The organism is Streptomyces sp. NPDC047841 (assembly GCF_040704085.1).
Lineage (GTDB): Bacteria > Actinomycetota > Actinomycetes > Streptomycetales > Streptomycetaceae > Streptomyces > Streptomyces argyrophylli.
On record NZ_JBEYRP010000004.1, the window covers coordinates 1 to 18,921 of the forward strand.

General features: G+C 72.7%; 18 protein-coding genes. 8 read left to right on the forward strand and 10 right to left on the reverse strand.

All coding sequences use genetic code 11. From position 1 onward, the window contains the following. Together AB0947_RS06795 and coxB are read right to left on the reverse strand one after the other, a co-directional pair. The coding region (locus AB0947_RS06795; RefSeq protein ID WP_366749189.1) for a cbb3-type cytochrome c oxidase subunit I at positions 1–410 on the reverse strand (410 nt) is incomplete at its 3' end. Then, positions 407–1,366 (reverse strand): cytochrome c oxidase subunit II, encoded by a 960-nt coding sequence (gene coxB, locus AB0947_RS06800; RefSeq protein WP_366749190.1) that lies wholly within the window; start codon positions 1,364–1,366, stop codon positions 407–409. The genes AB0947_RS06795 and coxB, both read right to left, overlap by 4 nt. Before the next feature lie 280 nt (positions 1,367–1,646). Between coxB and AB0947_RS06805 the strand changes: the two genes are divergently transcribed. Further along, entirely contained in the window at positions 1,647–3,023 is a 1,377-nt protein-coding gene (locus AB0947_RS06805) for an aminotransferase class V-fold PLP-dependent enzyme (RefSeq protein WP_366749191.1), read from the forward strand. 27 nt (positions 3,024–3,050) lie between these two features. On the opposite strand, the gene AB0947_RS06810 is transcribed toward AB0947_RS06805, so the two are convergent. Next, on the reverse strand, positions 3,051–4,025 hold the full coding sequence (locus AB0947_RS06810; protein ID WP_366749192.1) for a carbohydrate kinase family protein: 975 nt from the start codon (positions 4,023–4,025) through the stop codon (positions 3,051–3,053). Positions 4,026–4,208: 183 nt separating this feature from the next. Between AB0947_RS06810 and AB0947_RS06815 the strand changes: the two genes are divergently transcribed. Together AB0947_RS06815 and AB0947_RS06820 are read left to right on the forward strand one after the other, a co-directional pair. Then, entirely contained in the window at positions 4,209–4,418 is a 210-nt protein-coding gene (locus tag AB0947_RS06815; protein WP_366749193.1) for a hypothetical protein, read from the forward strand. Positions 4,419–4,520: 102 nt separating this feature from the next. After that, on the forward strand, positions 4,521–6,053 hold the full coding sequence (locus AB0947_RS06820; RefSeq protein ID WP_366749194.1) for a hypothetical protein: 1,533 nt from the start codon (positions 4,521–4,523) through the stop codon (positions 6,051–6,053). 114 nt (positions 6,054–6,167) lie between these two features. Here the strand turns inward: AB0947_RS06820 and AB0947_RS06825 are convergent, their stop codons facing one another. Beyond that, positions 6,168–6,524 (reverse strand): iron-sulfur cluster assembly accessory protein, encoded by a 357-nt coding sequence (locus AB0947_RS06825; RefSeq protein WP_028422454.1) that lies wholly within the window; start codon positions 6,522–6,524, stop codon positions 6,168–6,170. A 264-nt stretch (positions 6,525–6,788) separates the two neighbouring features. Between AB0947_RS06825 and nadA the strand changes: the two genes are divergently transcribed. Further along, positions 6,789–7,973 (forward strand): quinolinate synthase NadA, encoded by a 1,185-nt coding sequence (gene nadA, locus AB0947_RS06830; RefSeq protein WP_366749195.1) that lies wholly within the window; start codon positions 6,789–6,791, stop codon positions 7,971–7,973. Positions 7,974–8,023: 50 nt separating this feature from the next. On the opposite strand, the gene AB0947_RS06835 is transcribed toward nadA, so the two are convergent. The 5 genes from AB0947_RS06835 to AB0947_RS06855 form a co-directional block, all read right to left on the reverse strand. Beyond that, positions 8,024–11,125 carry an efflux RND transporter permease subunit gene (locus tag AB0947_RS06835; RefSeq protein ID WP_366749196.1) on the reverse strand — a complete coding sequence of 1,034 codons (3,102 nt, stop codon included), beginning with the start codon at positions 11,123–11,125 and terminating at the stop codon, positions 8,024–8,026. Between the two features lie 132 nt (positions 11,126–11,257). After that, a complete protein-coding gene (locus tag AB0947_RS06840) occupies positions 11,258–11,938 on the reverse strand; it encodes a response regulator transcription factor (protein WP_366749197.1) in 681 nt (226 codons plus the stop codon). Next, complete coding sequence (locus AB0947_RS06845; RefSeq protein ID WP_366749198.1) at positions 11,935–13,170, reverse strand: sensor histidine kinase; 1,236 nt, start codon at positions 13,168–13,170, stop codon at positions 11,935–11,937. Before AB0947_RS06845 ends, AB0947_RS06840 begins: the two co-directional genes overlap by 4 nt. Before the next feature lie 223 nt (positions 13,171–13,393). Continuing rightward, positions 13,394–13,672, reverse strand: coding sequence for a hypothetical protein (locus tag AB0947_RS06850; RefSeq protein WP_366749199.1), 279 nt, complete (start codon positions 13,670–13,672; stop codon positions 13,394–13,396). A 33-nt stretch (positions 13,673–13,705) separates the two neighbouring features. Then, complete coding sequence (locus tag AB0947_RS06855; protein ID WP_171157028.1) at positions 13,706–14,497, reverse strand: PspA/IM30 family protein; 792 nt, start codon at positions 14,495–14,497, stop codon at positions 13,706–13,708. Between the two features lie 254 nt (positions 14,498–14,751). Between AB0947_RS06855 and AB0947_RS06860 the strand changes: the two genes are divergently transcribed. The 3 genes from AB0947_RS06860 to AB0947_RS06870 all read left to right on the forward strand — a co-directional run bounded on the left by AB0947_RS06860 (position 14,752) and on the right by AB0947_RS06870 (position 17,344). Next, positions 14,752–15,381: a DUF3043 domain-containing protein gene (locus AB0947_RS06860; RefSeq protein WP_366749200.1), complete on the forward strand. Its 630-nt coding sequence runs from the start codon at positions 14,752–14,754 to the stop codon at positions 15,379–15,381. An 83-nt stretch (positions 15,382–15,464) separates the two neighbouring features. After that, a complete protein-coding gene (locus AB0947_RS06865) occupies positions 15,465–16,202 on the forward strand; it encodes a methyltransferase domain-containing protein (RefSeq protein ID WP_366749563.1) in 738 nt (245 codons plus the stop codon). A 56-nt stretch (positions 16,203–16,258) separates the two neighbouring features. Beyond that, positions 16,259–17,344 (forward strand): trypsin-like peptidase domain-containing protein, encoded by a 1,086-nt coding sequence (locus AB0947_RS06870; RefSeq protein ID WP_366749201.1) that lies wholly within the window; start codon positions 16,259–16,261, stop codon positions 17,342–17,344. Positions 17,345–17,380: 36 nt separating this feature from the next. On the opposite strand, the gene AB0947_RS06875 is transcribed toward AB0947_RS06870, so the two are convergent. Further along, positions 17,381–17,590, reverse strand: coding sequence for a hypothetical protein (locus AB0947_RS06875; protein WP_030658323.1), 210 nt, complete (start codon positions 17,588–17,590; stop codon positions 17,381–17,383). Between the two features lie 126 nt (positions 17,591–17,716). Between AB0947_RS06875 and AB0947_RS06880 the strand changes: the two genes are divergently transcribed. After that, positions 17,717–18,919 (forward strand): bifunctional adenosylcobinamide kinase/adenosylcobinamide-phosphate guanylyltransferase, encoded by a 1,203-nt coding sequence (locus AB0947_RS06880; protein WP_366749202.1) that lies wholly within the window; start codon positions 17,717–17,719, stop codon positions 18,917–18,919. Positions 18,920–18,921 lie beyond the last annotated feature (2 nt).

Consider the following 18,921-nt stretch of genomic DNA (forward strand, 5'->3'; position numbering starts at 1 on the left):
GAGCCGAACAGGTACAGCCAGTAGGCGAACATGTTCAGCCGCGGGAAGGCCACGTCCGGCGCGCCGATCTGCAGCGGCATGATCCAGTTCGCGAAGCCGGCGAACAGCGGCGTCGCGAACATCAGCAGCATGATCGTGCCGTGCATCGTGAACGCCTGGTTGAACTGCTCGTTCGACATGAACTGCAGGCCCGGCCGGGCCAGCTCGGCGCGCATCAGCAGCGCCATCACGCCACCGATCAGGAAGAACGCGAACGACGTCGCCAGATACATCGTGCCGATCGTCTTGTGGTCGGTGGTCGTCAGCCACTTCACCACGACATTGCCGGGCTGCTTGCGCCGGACCGGCAGCTCGTCGGCGTGTGAGCCTTCAGCTGCCGCGGCACCCTGGGGTTCGTTGAGGATGCTCACAGGTTGTTCGTCCTCTGGTTCTTCTCGTGGCTCGTCTGCGCGATGCCGGCCGGAATGTAACCGGTCTGACCCTTCTGCGCGAGCTCCTTGAGGTGCTGCGCGTAGCGCTCCGGGGAGACGACCTTCACGTTGAACAGCATCCGGGAGTGGTCCACGCCGCAGAGCTCGGCGCACTTGCCGAGGAAGGTGCCCTCCTTGTTGGGGGTCACCTGGAAGGCGTTGGTGTGACCGGGGATGACGTCCTGCTTCATCAGGAACGGCACCACCCAGAAGGAGTGGATGACATCACGCGAGGTCAGGACGAAGCGGACCGTCTTGCCCTTGGGCAGCCACAGCGTCGGGCCGGGGTTGTTCGTCTGCGGGTTCCGCGTGCCCGGCGTGCCGACGTCGTAGACACCGCCGGCGTTGGCCGGGAACTGCTTCCGCAGCGGGTCCGGAATGGCGTCCAGGTTCTTGTCGGTCTTCGCGTCACCGGAGGAACCAGGGACGTTCTCGATGTAGTTGAAGCCCCAGCTCCACTGGAAGCCGACCACGTTGACCGTGACGTCGGGCTTCTTCGAGGTGTCCAGGAGCTTCGACTCGTCCCGGGCCGTGAAGTAGAAGAGCACCGAGATGATGATGATCGGGACCACCGTGTACAGGGCCTCGATCGGCATGTTGTACCGGGTCTGCGGAGGAACCTCGACCTTGGTGCGGCTGCGCCGGTGGAAGAGGGCACTCCACAGGATCAGGCCCCACACCAGCACGCCGACGGCGAGCGCGGCAGCCCAGGAACCCTGCCACAGGGAGAGGATCCGCGGAGCCTCTTCCGTGGTGGGGGTGGGCATGCCAAGGCGGGGGAAGTCCTTGTATGTGCAACCGGTTGCGGTCGCCAGGACCAGGCCCGCGGTCAGTGCCTGCAGCAGCTTCCGCCGCATCGGGCGCCGCGGCGAGCGGTCGGAGCCGTTGGGACTCACGTAGCGCCTTCCCGAGAGTCTCGCCCGCGCGGTCGGCTGCGGCCTTCTCGCTGGTCGGTCGCCGCCCTGCGTCGGGCAGGGGTTTGGATGTTTATGCGGACCAAACCCTAGCCCACCCTCTCCGGGGGTTCGCGGGGAGGGGTGCCTACTGGGTGGGGTGGTTCGCTTGATTGGCCGCCGCGGGAGCGTCGTGGCTGGTCGCACCCCGCGGCGGAGCCGCTCGAGCCACCGGCCCGCGCCCCCGGGCCGGCCGCCTCCACCGGGGTCTTAACGTTGCCGTATGGCCTACTTTGACGCTGCCTCCGCCGCTCCTCTCCATCCCGTCGCCCGCCAGGCGCTGTCGGCCTCCCTGGACGAGGGATGGGCCGATCCGGCCCGGCTCTACCGGGAGGGACGCAGGGCCCGGATGCTGCTGGACGCCTCGCGGGAGGCGGCCGCCGAGGCCGTCGGCTGCCGGGCGGACGAGGTGGTGTTCACGTCGTCCGGCACCCGGGCCGTACACAGGGGCGTCGCGGGGGCGTTGGCCGGACGGCGGCGGGTGGGACACCACCTGATCGTGTCGTCCGTCGAACACTCCTCCGTACTCCATTCGGCGGAGGCGTTCGAGGCGGACGGCGGGACGGTCACCCGGGTGGCCGTCGACCGGGCGGGAGCCGTCGACCCGGCGGGGTACGCGGCCGCGCTCCGGCCGGACACCGCGCTGGCGTGCCTGCAGTCGGCCAACCACGAGGTGGGGACCGCGCAGCCGGTGGCCGAGGTGGCCGAGGTGTGCCGGGCGGCCGGGGTGCCCCTGCTGGTGGACGCGGCGCAGTCGCTGGGCTGGGGGCCGGTGGAGGGCGACTGGTCGCTGCTCGCGGCCAGCGCGCACAAGTGGGGCGGCCCGTCGGGGGTCGGGCTGCTCGTCGTGCGCAAGGGCGTGCGGTTCGCCGCCCAAGGGCCGGTGGACGAGCGGGAGTCGGGGCGGGCGCCCGGGTTCGAGAACATCCCGGCCATCGTGGCGGCCGTGGCCTCGCTGCGCGCGGTCCGGGCCGAGGCGGCCCAGGAGGCGGTACGGCTCCGGGGGCTGACGGAGCGGATCCGGGCGCGGGTGCCGGAACTGGTGCCGGACGTGGAGGTGGTCGGCGACGCCGTGCGCCGGCTGCCCGGGATCGTCACCTTCTCCTGCCTCTACGTCGACGGCGAGGCACTGCTGCACGAGCTGGACCGGGCCGGCTTCTCGGTGTCCTCCGGCTCCTCCTGCACGAGCAGCACGCTGACTCCCAGCCATGTGCTGAAGGCGATGGGGGTGCTGAGCGAGGGGAACGTACGGGTGTCCCTGCCGCCCGGCACGGCGGAGGCGGACGTGGAGCGGTTCCTGGAGGTGCTGCCCGGGGCGGTGGCCGGGGTGCGGGAGAAGCTGGGCGCGCCCGCCCCGGTCACCCGGGGCGGTCGGGAGGAACTGCTCGTCGACTCCCTCGGCAAGCGCTGCCCGATCCCGGTCATCGAACTGGCGAAGGTGTTCGGCCGGGTGCCGGTGGGCGGGACCGTCCGGGTCCTCTCCGACGACGAGGCGGCCCGCCTGGACATCCCGGCGTGGTGCGAGATGCGGGGGCAGGAGTACGTCGGAGAGGAACCGGCGGAGCGGGGGACGGCGTACCTGGTACGCCGGGTGAGCTGAGCGGTCGCCTGGGCGCCCGGGGCCGCGTCAGCGCAGGTGGGCGCGCACTTCCTGGCCGGCCTCGTCGCCGTACGCCTTCACGAACCGCTCCATGAAGTGGCCCCGGCGCAGCTGGTACTCCTGCGTGCCCACGGTCTCGATGACCAGCGTGGCCAGCATGCACCCCACCTGGGCGGCGCGCTCCAGGGAGACGCCCCAGGCCAGTCCGGACAGGAATCCCGCGCGGAACGCGTCGCCGACGCCCGTGGGGTCGGCCTTGCGCTCCTCCTCCGGGCAGCCGACCTCGATCGGGTCCTCGCCGGTCCGCTCGATGCGCACGCCCCGGGAACCGAGCGTGGTGACCCGGTGGCCGACCTTCGCCAGGATCTCCGCGTCGCTCCAGCCGGTCTTGGACTCGATGAGCCCCTTCTCGTACTCGTTGGAGAAGAGGTAGGTCGCCCCGTCCAGCAGTATCCGGATCTCCTCGCCCTCCATCCGGGCGATCTGCTGGGAGAAGTCGGCGGCGAACGGGATGTTCCGGGAGCGGCACTCCTCGGTGTGGCGGAGCATCGCCTCGGGGTCGTCGGCGCCGATGAGGACCAGGTCGAGACCGCCCACGCGCTCGGCGACCGTCTGCAGTTCGATCAGCCGGGCCTCGCTCATCGCGCCGGTGTAGAAGGAGCCGATCTGGTTGTGGTCGGAGTCGGTGGTGCACACGAACCGGGCGGTGTGCAGGGTCTCGGAGATGCGGACCGACTCGGTGTCGACGCCGTGCCGGTCGAGCCAGGCCCGGTACTCGTCGAAGTCGAAGCCGGCGGCGCCGACCAGGACGGGCCCGGTGCCGAGCTGGCCCATGCCGAAGGCGATGTTGGCGCCGACGCCGCCCCGGCGTACGTCGAGGTTGTCGACCAGGAAGGAGAGCGAAACCGTGTGCAGCTGGTCCGCGACCAACTGGTCGGCGAAGCGGCCGGGGAAGGTCATGAGATGGTCGGTGGCGATGGAGCCGGTGACTGCGATGCGCACGACGGGATTCTCCTGCGGAAATAAGAAGGTGCGCGCGTGAGCGCTCGTGGGAAGGGCGGTGGTGGCAGACGGGAGGGCGGATCGACAGTTCACGCTACCCGGTCGGAAGCCGCCACTGAAGCTGGCGAAACTACCCGATAGTAGCTCTTTTGCCGCGGCCCGGGTCGTGCCTACGGTGCGGACATGACGAACCTCGAGGTCACCTCTTCCGCCCCGGCCGATCCCGACGGCGACCTCGCCGCGCTGCGCGGCGACTGCGCCCGGATGGCCCCGCACTGGGCGGTCCCGGAGCACACCGAGTCCCGGCCGGTGCCGCCGTCCCTCATCCACGGGGTGCGCGTGCCGGCGCGGTCCGCGCGGCTGCTGGACGCGATGTCGGACTACGGCGACTGACCGAGGGCCGCGACCCGCCCGGGAACCGCGCGCTCCCCTCCCGCGTCCCATCGCCGTCCCCCGCGGGGGACCCGGGACACGAGGCAGCGAGGGAGCGATGCGGTGAACACCGAGCGGTCTGAGAACTCCGGCGCCCCCGAGGAGCGCGACCAGTCCCCCACGGACCCGCGGCCGGCGACGGCGGGACCGGGACGGGCCGGGGGCCGGCGCCCCACGGCCGTCGTCGTCGCCGTCGCCACCGCGGCCGTCCTCCTGATCGGAGGCGGTGGCGCCTACCTCGCCGCGGGCAGCGGCACGGAGCAGCGTCCGGGCGGTACGGCCGCCCCCGGCGGAGCCCACGGCACTCCCCCGCCGCTCGCCCTGGACGGCTGGGCGCGCTCCGGCACCGGCGGGATCGCGCCCGGCGAGCCGGACCCGTACGGCACCCGGTACGTGGCACGGGGCGAGCTGCCCGCCGGGCCCGGGTCGGCGCCGGTGTACGAGCCGGAGGCCGAGGTCGGCCGGGAGCGGGTGGTCCGGCTGGCGAAGGCGCTCGGGGTCGACGGCGCGCCGGTGGCCGAGGGGCGGATCTGGCGCGTCGGCGGGCAGGACGGCTCCGGGCCGAGGCTGACGGTGAACCGGGACGCGCCGGGCGGCTGGAGCTTCGACCGGTACGCGCCCGGCACCGACAACTGCCGGAAGGTGACCGTCTGCGGCCAGGACCCCGGCGCCCCGGCCGGCGACCCGGTGAGCGCGGCCGAGGCGGAGAAAGCGGCGGCACCGGTGCTGGAGGCGGCGGGGCTGGACGGCGCGAAGCTCGACGCGAGCCGGGTCATGGGCGCCCGGCGGGTGGTCGACGCGGACCCGGTGGCCGGCGGGCTGCCCACGTACGGCTGGACGACCGGTCTGACCGTCGACCGCGACGGCGAGCTGGTCGGCGGTCACGGGCTGCTGGCGGCGCCGGTGAAGGGGGACACGTATCCCGTGGTGGGCGCGGCGCAGACGCTGGCGCTGATGAACGGGACGGCGGGGGACGGCCACCGGATGGGGATCGGGGGGTGCGCGAGCCCGGAGCCGCTGAAGGACCGGCTGGAGCGGCCGTGCGGCGCGTCGACGGGGGCACCGAAGGCGGCCCGGGACACGGTGACGGTCGACAAGGCGGTGTTCGGGCTGGCCGCGCACTCCGTGGGCGGGCGGCAGACGCTGGTGCCGTCCTGGCTGTTCCGGGTGCGCGGGTCCGCTGCGGGCGGCGCGTTCACGGTGACGTATCCGGCGGTCGACCCGGCGTACCTGACCTCGGTGTCCGCGTCGCCGGCGCCGGAGCCCTCCGCGTCGTCCCCGGCGCCCGGGGAGAGCCGGAGCGTGAAGGTGAACGGCTACACGGCCGACGGGCGGACGCTGACCTTGAGCTTCTACGGCGGGGTGTGCGCCGACTACCGGACGTCGGCGCGGGAGAGCGGCGACCGGGTGACGGTGACGGTCACCGAGCGGCCCTGGCCGGGCCGGGTGTGCGTCCTGATCGCCAAGGAGTACGTGAAGACCGTGACCCTGGGCGCGCCGCTGGACGGGCGGACGGTGGTCGGCGCGGACGGTTCGGCGGTCCCGAAGGCGAAGCCGGGCTCGCTGCGGCCGGACGCGTCGGCCCAGCCGCGCTGACCGGGCGCGGCGGTCCCGCAGCGGCGGGCGGGTGAGACGTGAAGGCGGCGGCCCCCGGAAGGGGACCGCCGCCTTCTCCGGCCGTCAGACCGTGCGGCTCTGCCGGCCGTCGGCTCAGCTGAAGGAGTCGCCGCAGGCGCAGGAGCCGGTCGCGTTCGGGTTGTCGATCGTGAAGCCCTGCTTTTCGATCGTGTCGACGAAGTCGATGGTGGCGCCGCCGAGGTACGGAGCGCTCATCCGGTCCGTGACGACCTTGACCCCGCCGAAGTCCTTCTCCACGTCACCGTCGAGCGAGCGCTCGTCGAAGAAGAGCTGGTAGCGCAGGCCGGAGCAGCCGCCGGGCTGGACGGCGACGCGCAGCGCGAGGTCGTCGCGGCCTTCCTGGTCGAGCAGGGCCTTGACCTTGGCCGCGGCGGCGTCGGTCAGGATGATGCCGTCGGTGACGGTGGTGGTCTCGTCCGATACGGACATCTACATCTCTCCCGGGTTGTACGGAGACTGCTTGCCGACGATTGCAACCGGCGCTTCCGCGGATTCATTCCGGGCCGGGCATTGTCGTTGTCGCGTTTTTCCTTCCGGCTTCATGCTCGCACATGGTCCCGGGCGCCGACAGCGGCCTGTGGAGGGACCCGGGCGGGATTCACGTCACATGGACGCTATGGCCATCGTCAAAGTGACGTGAACCGGTTATGATAGATAGCGTCAGATAGACGAAAAGTAGAAAGGGTGCGTGTGGTGACCACCGCCCAGACCCCGGAGCTCGACGTGCAGCCGACTCCGCTCGCCCTGCTGCTGCTCGGCCGCGAGGCCGACCCGAAGAGCGAGCGGGGCGTCGAGTGTCCCGGAGACCTCCCGTCGCCCTCCGACCCCGACCTGGTCGAGCGCGCCCGCGCCGCCAAGGCCCGGCTCGGCGACAAGGTCTTCGTCCTCGGCCACCACTACCAGCGCGACGAGGTCATCCAGTTCGCGGACGTCACGGGCGACTCCTTCAAGCTGGCCCGGGACGCGGCCGCGCGCCCGGAGGCCGAGTACATCGTCTTCTGCGGTGTGCACTTCATGGCCGAGTCGGCCGACATCCTGACCTCCGACGACCAGAAGGTCGTGCTGCCCGACCTCGCCGCCGGCTGCTCCATGGCCGACATGGCGACGGCCGAGCAGGTCGCGGAGTGCTGGGACGTGCTGACCGAGGCGGGCGTCGCCGAGCAGGTGGTCCCGGTGTCGTACATGAACTCCTCCGCCGACATCAAGGCGTTCACCGGCAAGCACGGCGGCACCATCTGCACCTCCTCCAACGCCAGGCGCGCCCTCGACTGGGCCTTCGAGCAGGGGGATAAGGTCCTCTTCCTGCCGGACCAGCACCTGGGGCGGAACACCGCCGTCCGCGACATGGGGATGTCCCTGGACGACTGTGTGGTCTACAACCCGCACAAGCCGAACGGCGGGCTGACGGCCGAGGAGCTGCGGGCCGCCAGGATGATCCTGTGGCGCGGGCACTGCTCGGTCCACGGCCGCTTCAGCCTGGACTCGGTCGACGACGTGCGCGCGCGCATCCCCGGCGTGAACGTGCTGGTCCACCCCGAGTGCAAGCACGAGGTCGTGGCGGCGGCGGACTACGTCGGCTCGACGGAGTACATCATCAAGACCCTGGAGGCGGCCCCGGCCGGTTCCAAGTGGGCGATCGGCACGGAACTGAACCTGGTGCGCCGCCTGGCGAACCGCTTCGCTCCGGAGGGCAAGGAGATCGTCTTCCTCGACAAGACGGTCTGCTTCTGCTCGACGATGAACCGCATCGACCTGCCCCACCTGGTCTGGGCGCTGGAGTCCCTGGCCGACGGCAACCTGGTCAACCGCATCGAGGTCGACCAGGAGACGGAGGCGTTCGCCAAGCTGGCGCTGGAGCGGATGCTCGCGCTGCCCTAGCGAGCCGGAAGGGCCGGGTCCGCGACGGGACCCGGCCCTTCGTCGTGCCGTCACACCCCGGCCGGCTCCGGCTCCTTCCGCGGTGCCGGCTGGTTCCTCGCCGCCCGCTTCCGCGTCCGGCGCTCCTTGCGGAGCTCCAGCATCGCGTAGAGGGTCGGGACCAGCAGGAGCGTCAGCAGGGTCGACGTGATCAGGCCGCCGATGACGACCACGGCGAGCGGCTGGGCGATGAAGCCGCCCTCGCCGGTGACGCCCAGCGCCATGGGGAGCAGGGCGAAGATCGTCGCCAGCGCCGTCATGAGGATGGGCCGCAGCCGGTGCCGGCCGCCCTCGATCACGGCCTCCACCACGCCGTGGCCCTGCGCCCGGTACTGGTTGATCAGGTCGATCAGCACGATCGCGTTGGTCACCACGATGCCGATCAGCATCAGCATGCCGATCATCGCGGGCACGCCCATGGGGGTGCCGGTGGCGACCAGCAGACCGATCGCGCCCGTCGCCGCGAACGGGACGGAGACCAGCAGGATCAGCGGCTGGGCGAGCGAGCGGAACGTCGCGACCAGCAGCATGAACACGATCGCGATGGCGGCCAGCATGGCCAGGCCCAGGTTCTTGAACGCGTCGTCCTGGTCGGAGGAGACCCCGCCGATCTCGGCGGTGGCGCCCGCCGGCAGCTTCAGGTCCTTGATCTTCGACTGGAGCTTGGAGCTGATCGCACCCGTGTTGTCACCCGTCGGCGTGGCCGTGATCGTGGCGGCGCGCTGCCCGTCGATGCGGGTCATGGACACCGGCCCGTCCACCAGCTTGACCGTGGCGATGTCACCGAGCTTCACCGGGCCGAGGCGCAGCGCCCTGAGCTGGGCGAGCGTGGTCGCGGGCTTCGCCGACCGCACGACGACGTCCCGCTCGGTGTCGTCGAGGACCGCCTTGGCCGCCGTCGTGCCGCGCACGGCCTGCGCCACCGCGGCACCCAGCTTCTGGTCGTCGAACCCGGCCGCCGCCGCCTCGGCGTTGGCCCTGACCGAGATCCGCGGCACGCTCTGCGCGAGGTCGCTGGTGACGTCCGTGACGTGGTCGAGGCCGGCGACCGTGGAGCGGACCTGCTCGGCCGCCGTCCGCAGCACCCCGGGGTCGGACGCCTTGACCACCACGCTCAGGTTCTGGTCGCCGAAGCCGTCACCGCCCGACACGGTGGTCGTACCGCTGCCCTTGAGCTTCTTCAGGCCGTCCTCGAGCTGCTCGCGCACGTCGTCGTAGGACGCGGAGTCCTTCAGCATCACCTGGTACGACGCCTGGTTGGTGTCGGTGCCGCCGCCGAAGGCCGCCATGAAGCCGGAGGAGCCGACGGTGACCTGGTAGTCCTTCACGCCCTCGGTGGCGGCGAGCAGCTTCTCCACCCGCTTGGCCTGCGCGTTCGTGGCGGCGAGGCTGGTGCCGGGCTTCAGCCGCTGTTTGACGGTGAGGACCTCCTGGTCGCCCTGGTCGAAGAAGTTCGTCTTCAGCAGGCCGGACATGCCGAACGTGACGACCAGGACGACGAGCGCGATGAGCACGCTGGTGAGCCTGCGGCGCGTCGCGAACCGCAGGACGGGCACGTACGCCCGCTGGAGGCGGCTGCCGGCCTCCTTCTCCTCGGCCGCGCGGCGGGCCTCCGCCGCGTCCTCGGGGGTGCCCTTGGGGGCGCGCAGGAACCAGTACGACAGGACGGGCACCACCGTCAGCGACACGAGCAGGGAGGCCAGCAGGGCCGCCGTCACCGTGAGGCTGAACGAGCCGAACAGGGCGCCCACCATGCCGCCGACCAGGCCGATCGGCAGGAACACGGCGACCGTGGTGAGGGTGGAGGAGGTGACCGCGCCGGCCACCTCGCGCACCGCCGTGAGGATCGCCTCCCTGCGTTCCTCGCCGTAGCCGAGGTGCCGCTTGATGTTCTCCAGGACCACGATCGAGTCGTCGACGACCCGGCCGATGGCGATGGTCAGGGCGCCGAGCGTGAGCATGTTCAGGGACAGGCCGCGCGTCCACAGCACGATCAGGGCCAGCACCACCGACAGCGGGATGGAGACCGCCGTCACCAGCGTCGAGCGGACCGACGCGAGGAAGACCAGGATCACCAGGACCGCGAAGAGCAAGCCGAGCGCGCCCTCCGTGGTCAGGCCCTTGATGGACTTGGACACGGCCGGGCCCTGGTCGCTGACGACCGTGAGCTTCGCGCCGGTGCCGAGGTCCGCGCGCAGGCGGGGCAGCTTGTCCTCGACCGCCTTGGAGATGGACACCGCGCTGCCGTCGTGGTCCATGGTCACGTTGACGGCGAGGCTGGGCCGGCCGTCGGTGCGGGTGAGGGAGTCGGCCGGGGCCGGCTGCTCCTCGACCGTGGCGACGGCGCCGAGACGCACCGGCCGCTTCCCGCCCTCGCCGGTGACCATCAGGTCCTCGATCTGCCGCAGCGAGGTGAAGCCGCCGCCGACCCGGACGGTGCGGTTGACGCCGTCCTCGTCGAAGGAGCCGGCCGGCACGGTCGCGCCGCCCGCCTGGAGGGCCTGGCCGAGCGCGGCGGGGGTGAGGCCGGCCCGCGCCAGCTTCGCGTCGTCCGGGGTGACGGTGACCTGGAGGCCGCGGACGCCGGTGACCTGGACGCGGCCGACGCCGTCGATGTCCTTCAGGGCCGGCACGACCGTCGTGTCGAGCTGGTCGGCGAGCGCCTGCTGGTCCTTGTCGGAGGTGACGGCGAGGACCACGGTCGGCATGTCGTCCGTGGAGCCGGAGACGACCTGCGGGTCGACGTCGTCCGGGAGCTGGTTGCGGGCCCGGTTCACGGCCTGCTGGACGTCGGAGACGATCCGCTTGGTGTCGTTGCCGTACTCGAAGGACGCCATGATCACGGCGTTGCCCTCACTGGCGGTGGAGGTGACACCGGTGACGCCGTCGACGCCTTGCAGGTTGTTCTCGATGGGTTCGACGACCTGCTTCTCGACCACGTCGGGCGAGGCGCCCTGGTACGGCGCGATCACCGACACCATGGGCAGTTCGATGGTGGGCAGGAGCTGCTGTTTGATCTGGGGTATCGCGATCAGCCCGAAGGCGAGCGCGATGAGGGACACGAGCCCGACGAGGGCGCGCTGGGCGAGGCTGAACCTGGACAGCCAGGACATGGATCGGGGTCTCTCTTCTGTGAGCGGCAGAAGTCTCCACCACCCTGGGCCATCCCGGAGGGCCGTTGTGTCGGCCCCAGGTCCCGTTCCTCCGGCGGCCCCTACTCCGCGCGCAGTAGACGCGGGTGGAGATCAGTCCGTCCTCGGACGTACCAGCCCCGACTCGTACGCGATGACGACGAGCTGGGCCCGGTCCCGCGCGCCCAGCTTGGCCATGGCCCGGTTGACGTGCGTCTTCACCGTCAGCGGGCTGACCGCCAGCCGCTCGGCGATCTCGTCGTTGGAGTGGCCGCCGGCGACCAGGACGAGGACTTCCCGCTCCCGGCCGGTGAGGGTGGCGAGCCGCTCGGAGCGGGCCGGGTCGGGGCCGTCGCCGTCGTCGCCGCGGGCGAGGAAGCGGGCGATCAGGCCCTTGGTGGCGGCGGGGGACAGCAGGGCCTCGCCGCCGGCCGCGACCCGGATGGCGTTCAGCAGCTCCTCCGGTTCGCTGCCCTTGCCGAGGAAGCCGGAGGCACCGGCGCGCAGCGCCTGGACGACGTAGTCGTCGACCTCGAAGGTGGTCAGGATGACCACGCGGACCGGCGCGAGGGACGGGTCGGCGCCGATCTGCCGGGTGGCGGCCAGGCCGTCGGTGCCGGGCATCCGGATGTCCATGAGGACGACGTCGGGGCCGTGCTCCTTCGCCAGCCGGACCGCCTCCGCGCCGTCCGAGGCCTCCCCGACCACCTCCATGTCGGGCTCGGAGTCGACCAGCACCCGGAACGCGCTGCGCAGCAGGGCCTGGTCGTCGGCGAGCAGGACACGGATGGTCATACGGGTTCCCCCTGGGCCGTCGTCGTCTTGACGGGCAGGATCGCATGGACGCGGAAGCCGCCGCCGTAGCGGGGGCCGGTGGTCAGGGTGCCGCCCAGGGCGGTGACCCGCTCGCGCATGCCGAGCAGCCCGTGCCCGCCGCCGTCCTCGGACGCGTGCCCGGCCCCGGGGGCGCCGGGCTTGCCGGGGCCGTCGTCCAGGACGGTGACCTCGACGTTCGGGCCGACGCGCACGACGCTCACCTCTGCCCCGGCGTCGGGGCCCGCGTGCTTGCGCACGTTGGTCAGCGCCTCCTGGACGATCCGGTAGGCGGCCAGGTCGACGGCGGCGGGCAGTTCGGTGCCCTGGTCGGCGCGGGCCACGGACACCGGCAGCCCGGCGCTGCGGAAGGTGTCGGCCAGCTCCTCCAGGCGGCTCAGGCCCGGAGCGGGTTCGGTGGGCGCCTCGGGATCACCGCTCTGGCGGAGCAGGCCGACGGTGGCGCGCAGTTCGCCGAGCGCGCTGCGGCTGGCCTCGCGGACGTGTGCGAGGGCCTCCTTGGCCTGGTCGGGCCGCTTGTCCATGACGTGCGCGGCGACCCCGGCCTGCACGTTCACCAGGGCGATGTGGTGGGCGACGACGTCGTGCAGATCGCGGGCGATGCGCAGCCGCTCCTCGGCGACCCGGCGGCGGGCCTCCTCCTCCCGGGTGCGTTCGGCGCGCTCGGCGCGGTCCCGGATGGCCTGGACGACCGCACGGCGGCTGCGCACGGCGTCGCCCGCGGTGGCGCCGATGCCCGTCCAGGCGAGGACGCCGAGGTTCTCCTGGGCGTACCAGGGCAGCGGGCCGGCGAGCATGGCGGCGGCCGTCAGCACGGTCATGGTGAGCAGGCCGAGGCGCCAGGTGGTGGAGCGGTCGGTGGTCGCGGCGACGGTGAACAGGGCGATGACGGCGGACATCGCGACCGGGGCGCGGGGGTCGCCGGTGACGCACTCGACCAGGGAGACGGTGCCGGTGACGGCCAGGACCGTCTTGGGTGCCCGGCGCCGGAAGGCGAGCGCCGCCGCGCCGGCCAGCATGAGGACGAGGCTGAGGACGGCGGGGGCGTGGACGTCCCAGGTCAGACCGTGGTGACCCTGGGGCGCGGCGAAGGAACCGGCGACCATGCAGGCCAGCACGCCGGCGGCGAGCGCCGCGTCCGCCGCCAGGGGGTGTGCCTTGAGGCCGCACCGGGCGCGTTCGAGAGTGCTCACGGTCTGCACAGTACGGGCCCACCACCGATCCCCGGCAGAGCGCCGACCACTACCGGCACCCGGAGAGCGCCCAAGGGGCGCGGGGAACTGCGCGACCAGCCACCTACAACCCGCAGCCGCGAACCCGCGCGGCGCCCCGGACCAGTAGGCATCACCGAAGCCTGGCCGACCGCTCGACGCCCCGGGCCACCGGGTACCCCCGCCCCCAGGGGACCGCCCACGCTCAGCCGGGGATCAGCCCCTCGTCGCTGAGCATCTCCCGGACCTCCTCAAGCGTCGCGTCCGGCGACGGGAGGATCAGTTCGGAGGGTTCCAGCGCGTCGTCCGGCAGCGGGGTGCCGAGCCGGCGGACGGAGTCGAGGAGGGCGCCGAGCGTGCGGCGGAAGCCCTCCTCGTCGCCGCCCTGCACCTCCTCCAGCAGCTCGTCGTCCAGCTTGTTCAGCTCGACGACGTGGGAGTCGTCCAGCGTCACCTGGCCCTCCCCCATGATCCGTACGATCACGTCGGCCTCCTCGGCTCGGGCCCCGGCGCCGGGCTACTGCTTGTCGAAGCGCGGGGTGTCCTGCGGCTGCTGCTGGGACTGCCCCTGACCGGTGCCGCCCTCGATGGCCTGCTGCGGGGAGCCCCCGGCCAGCTCGGCCTTCATGCGCTGCAGTTCCAGCTCTACATCCGTACCACCGGAGAGCCGGTCCAGCTCGGCCTGGATGTCGTCCTTGTGCATGCCGGACGGGTCGTCCAGGGCGCCCGAGGCGAGCAGTTCGTCGATGGCGCCGGCCCGGGCCTGGAGCTGGGCGGTCTTGTCCTCGGCGCGCTGGATGGCGAGGCCGACGTCGCCCATCTCCTCGGAGATGCCGGAGAAGGCCTCGCCGATACGGGTCTGGGCCTGGGCGGCGGTGTAGGTGGCCTTGATGGTCTCCTTCCGCGTGCGGAAGGCGTCCACCTTGGCCTGGAGGCGCTGGGCCGCCAGGGTGAGCTTCTCCTCCTCGCCCTGGAGGGTCGCGTGCTGGGTCTCGAGGTCCGTGACCTGCTGCTGGAGTGCGGCGCGGCGGGACAGCGCCTCGCGGGCCAGGTCCTCACGGCCGAGGGCGAGCGCCTTGCGGCCCTGGTCCTCCAGCTTGGAGGACTGCTGCTGCAACTGGTTGAGCTGGAGTTCCAGGCGCTTGCGGGACGTGGCCACGTCCGCGACGCCACGGCGGACCTTCTGGAGCAGCTCCAGCTGCTTCTGGTACGAGTAATCGAGGGTCTCGCGCGGGTCCTCGGCCCGGTCAAGGGCCTTGTTCGCCTTCGCGCGGAAGATCATCCCCATACGCTTCATGACACCGCTCATGGGCTTCGCGCGCCCCCTTCTGACGGACTCCAGCTCACAGATCCTGCGACAGGACCCACAGTACGGGCCCTGCTTCCATTACCGCACTGTTCGCGGGGCGATGCGCTCATCCCCGAGGACGACTGCGGACCGTTCCGCTCCGGCGTAGGGAGTAGGTGATCCACCCAGATGCCGCCAGAAGCCCTCTGTGTGTCCCCTCTGTCCCCCTGAAGACGTCCGGTGTTGCCGGATCGTTCCCCAACGGGCTGGGGTCCATGCCGGTGCAGCCCTTACCCTTGGGTTTTGTGTTCCGTAGCCGTGCCAAGGAAGAGAAGGCCCCGACCGCCGACAAGGCGCAGGTGACCCTCTCCAAGCAGCCCCGCGACCCGCAGGCCCCGAAGGGCAGGCCCACTCCCAAGCGCAGTGAGGCCCAGTCCCAGCGCCGCAGCGTCGCCCGTACGCCGACCAACCGCAAGGAGGCCGCGAAGCGCCAGCGCGAGGACCGGCGCCAGGCCCTGGAGCGGCAGCGCCAGGCGCTGGCCAGCGGCGACGAGCGGTACCTGCCGGCCCGGGACAAGGGCCCGGTGCGCAAGTTCGCCCGGAACTGGGTGGACTCGCGGTTCAACGTGGCGGAGTTCTTCCTGCCGCTCGCGGTGGTCATCCTGGTGCTGAGCGTGGTGCGGGTGCCCGCGATCCAGAGCATCGCGCTGCTGCTGTGGCTGATCGTGATCGTGCTGATCGTGCTGGACGCGGCGGTCAGCGGTTTCCGGCTGAAGAAGCGGCTCGAGGAGCGCTTCCCGGACGAGAACAAGCGCGGCGCGGTCGCCTACGCCCTGATGCGGTCCCTGCAGATGCGCCGGCTCCGGCTGCCGAAGCCGCAGGTCAAGCGCGGAGAGCGGCCCTGAGCGCTGACGCTTTCGCCGGGGGCGCGGCCGATGCCTGGCTGGACGGGCTGGGCGGCCTGCGGGACGTCGTGCGCCAGGAGCTGGTGGCCCGGCAGCTGGACGAGCAGATAGCCGGGCGGTTCAAGGTCGGGCAGCGGCTGCGGGTGCTCGACGTGGGGATGGGCCAGGGCGCGCAGGCGCTGCGGCTGGCCCGGCTCGGCCACCACGTGACCGGGGTCGAGCAGGACGCGGCGATGATCGCCGCCGCGCGGGACGCCGTGGCCCGGGAGCCGGAGGGCATCCGGGAGCGGGTGCGGCTGGTGCAGGGCGACGGGCGGGACACCGGTGTGCACTTCCTGCCGGGCAGCTTCGACGTGGTGCTGTGCCACGGCGTGCTGATGTACGTGGAGGAGCCGGACCCGCTGGTGGCGGGGCTGGCCCGGGTGCTGGCGCCCGGCGGCCTCCTCTCCCTCCTGGTCCGCAACGGCGACGCGCTCGCCATGCGCCCGGGGCTGTCCGGGGACTGGTCGTCGGCCCTGGCCGCCTTCGACACCACCTCTTACCTCCCCCATCCGCGAACGGACTCGGACGGGGGGACCCCCATCCGCCTCGGCCTGGAGGTGCGGGCCGACCGGCTCGCGGCGCTCACCGCCACGCTCGACGGCATCGCCGCCCCGCTGCACGCCTGGTACGGCGTGCGGGTCTTCACGGACACGGCGGCGGACGGCGCGGCGCTCCCGGACGACCTGGAGACCCTGCTCGCGGTCGAGGAGCGGGCCGGGCGCACGGACCCCTACCGCGGGGTGGCGGCGCTGCTGCACCTGTGCGGGGTACGCGGCTGAGCACGTTCGGGGGAACAGCGCGGGACGGGTGATCACCGCGCGGTGAGACTCGGGACATGGACGCTTCCCGTACCCGCGCGCGTCGGCTCCGCAGAGCCGCCCCGGCCGCCGCGCTGGTGTGCTGCGCGGCTCTGGCTCTCGCCGCCGGCTGCACCGCCCCCGCCGCCCAGGCCGGACGGGACACCGCGGCGCCCACCCGGGCGGCCCTGCCGATGGCCGCGAACGACCTGCAGGGCCAGTACCAGAGGGTGATCCGCGAGGTGCTGCCGTCGGTCGTGCAGATCCAGGCGAGCCGGGACCTGGGCTCCGGGGTGGTGTACGACGACAAGGGGCACATCGTCACCAACGCGCACGTGGTCGGGTCGGAGAAGACCTTCCAGGTGACCACGGCCAACAGCGAGGAACCGCTCACCGCGAGCCTGGTCTACTCCTACCCCGAGCAGGATCTCGCCGTGGTCCGGCTGGACCGGGTGCCGGACGGGCTGAAGCCGGCGGTGTTCGGGGACTCCGAGAAGGTGCAGGTCGGGCAGATCGTGCTGGCCATGGGGTCGCCGCTCGGGCTGTCGTCCAGCGTGACCGAGGGCATCGTCTCGGCGACCGGGCGGACCGTCAGCGAGGGCGACTCGGGCGGCGGTACGGGCGCGACGATCGCGAACATGGTGCAGACCTCGGCCGCGATCAACCCCGGCAACAGCGGCGGCGCCCTGGTCGGCCTCACGGGGCAGGTGATCGGCATCCCGACGCTCGCGGCGGCCGACCCGACCTTCGGCAACAGCGCGGCGCCCGGCATCGGGTTCGCGATCCCGGCGTCGATGGTGCGGACGGTCGCCGACCAGATCGTCCGGGAGGGGAAGGTCGTCGAGTCCGGGCGGGCGGCCCTCGACATCACCGCGCGGACGGTCGTGAACGACCGCTACCAGCCGATCGGGGTCGCGGTGGTCACCGTACGCGCCGGCGGCGCGGCCGACCGGGCGGGCCTGCGCGCCGGCGACATCATCACCGCGGTGGGCGGCCGGTCCGTCACCACCATCACCTCGCTCGCCGAGGCGCTGGCGGACGAGAAGCCGGGCCGGCGCACCGCGGTCACCTACCAGCGGGACGGCACCGCGAAGACGGCCGAGGTGACACTGGGCGAGCAGTGAGGAGGGTGGCCCCTCCTCACCCCGTTCACGGCCGGGTCACGCGTCGGCGTGCAGGCTCATCGGGCCGTAGATCTCAGCCGTCTCCTCGAACAGCCGCACCTGGTCGGCCCCGCCCTCCAGCAGCGCCTTCCAGTGCTCGCCGATCCAGGACTCGGCATCCCCCTGCGTGGTGAACTCCTCGGGCTGCACCGCCGGCTGGACCTCCGTCCCGTCGGCCTTCTCGAACCGCCACGTCCATGCCGTCATCTGGGCCTCCTTTGATCCAACACCTGCCCCCGCAGCGTATGCGCTCAGCCGGGTCGGCCGTTAGAGGCGGTGGATCATCCGGGTGGCCGGTCGTGCGGGAGGTCGGGGGCAGGCGAAAATCGGTGCGTGGAAGTAACTCTGCTCGGTACCGGTGCCCCGGCGGGACTGCCTCGCCCCGACTGTTCCTGTGCCGTGTGCGCGACCGCGCTCGGTCCGGACGCGCGGGCCGCGACCGCGGCGCTCGTGGACGGGACGCTGCTGCTGGACCTGACGCCGGGCGCGGCGTTCGCGGCGGCGCGCGCCGGGCAGTCGCTGGGCGGGGTACGGCAGGTGCTGCTGTCGCACCCGCACGACGGCCCGGCGGTGGAGGTGCCGGCCGGGCTGCCGCAGCCCGGCCGGGTGCCGGACGGGCGGGAGTTGGCGCTGCTGACGGGGCATCGGGTGCGGGCCGTGGCGATGGACGCGGGCGGCACCGGGTACGCGGTGACCGGGCCGGACGGGCAGCGGCTGCTGTACCTGCCGCCGGGCGGGGCGCCTGCGGGGCTGGAGGGGGCGACGGCGGAGTCGTACGACATGCTCCTCGCGGACGTCGTGGGCCGTCCCGACGCGCTCGCCCGGCTCCGCGCGGTCGGCTCGGTCGGCCCCACGACGGATGTGCTCGCCGTCCACCTGGACCACGACGTGCCGCCCGGCGCGGAGTTGCGGCGCCGGCTCGCGGCGGCGGGGGCGCGGGCGGTGCCGGACGGTACGACGCTGGTGGTGGGGGCGTACGAGGAGGTGCCGGACGTGCCGCGGCGGACGCTGGTGCTGGGCGGGGCCCGCTCGGGCAAGTCGGTGGAGGCGGAGCGCCGGCTGGAGACGTTCCCGGAGGTGCTGTACGTGGCGACGGGCGGCACGCGGGGCGGGGACACCGAGTGGGCGGCCCGGGTGGCCGTGCACCGGGAGCGGCGGCCGGGGTCGTGGCGTACGGCGGAGACGACGGACCTGGTGCCGGTGCTGGCGCAGGACGGGCCGCCGGTGCTGATCGACTGCCTGTCGCTGTGGCTGACGGACGTGATGGATTCCGTGGGGGCGTGGGACGACGCGCAGTGGGCGGGCGGGGGTGAGAAGGCGCTGCGGGAGCGGGTGCGGGAGCTGACGGACGCGGTGCGGGGCACCCGGCGGACCGTGGTGGCGGTGTCCAACGAGGTCGGCTCCGGGATCGTCCCCGCGACGGCTTCCGGCCGCCGCTACCGCGACGAACTGGGCCGCCTGAACGCGGCGTTCGCGAGCGAGTGCGAGCAGGTCCTGCTGGTGGTGGCGGGCCAGGCGCTGGTGCTGCGGGGCTGACC

Coding starts and splice junctions, on each gene's coding strand:
- AB0947_RS06825 (WP_028422454.1), bottom strand. CDS start 6,524: ATGTCCGTATCGGACGAGACCACCACCGTCACCGACGGCATCATCCTG.
- AB0947_RS06870 (WP_366749201.1), top strand. CDS start 16,259: ATGGACGCTTCCCGTACCCGCGCGCGTCGGCTCCGCAGAGCCGCCCCG.
- AB0947_RS06815 (WP_366749193.1), top strand. CDS start 4,209: ATGACGAACCTCGAGGTCACCTCTTCCGCCCCGGCCGATCCCGACGGC.
- AB0947_RS06805 (WP_366749191.1), top strand. CDS start 1,647: ATGGCCTACTTTGACGCTGCCTCCGCCGCTCCTCTCCATCCCGTCGCC.
- AB0947_RS06835 (WP_366749196.1), bottom strand. CDS start 11,125: ATGTCCTGGCTGTCCAGGTTCAGCCTCGCCCAGCGCGCCCTCGTCGGG.
- AB0947_RS06860 (WP_366749200.1), top strand. CDS start 14,752: ATGCCGGTGCAGCCCTTACCCTTGGGTTTTGTGTTCCGTAGCCGTGCC.
- AB0947_RS06875 (WP_030658323.1), bottom strand. CDS start 17,590: ATGACGGCATGGACGTGGCGGTTCGAGAAGGCCGACGGGACGGAGGTC.
- AB0947_RS06840 (WP_366749197.1), bottom strand. CDS start 11,938: ATGACCATCCGTGTCCTGCTCGCCGACGACCAGGCCCTGCTGCGCAGC.
- AB0947_RS06855 (WP_171157028.1), bottom strand. CDS start 14,497: ATGAGCGGTGTCATGAAGCGTATGGGGATGATCTTCCGCGCGAAGGCG.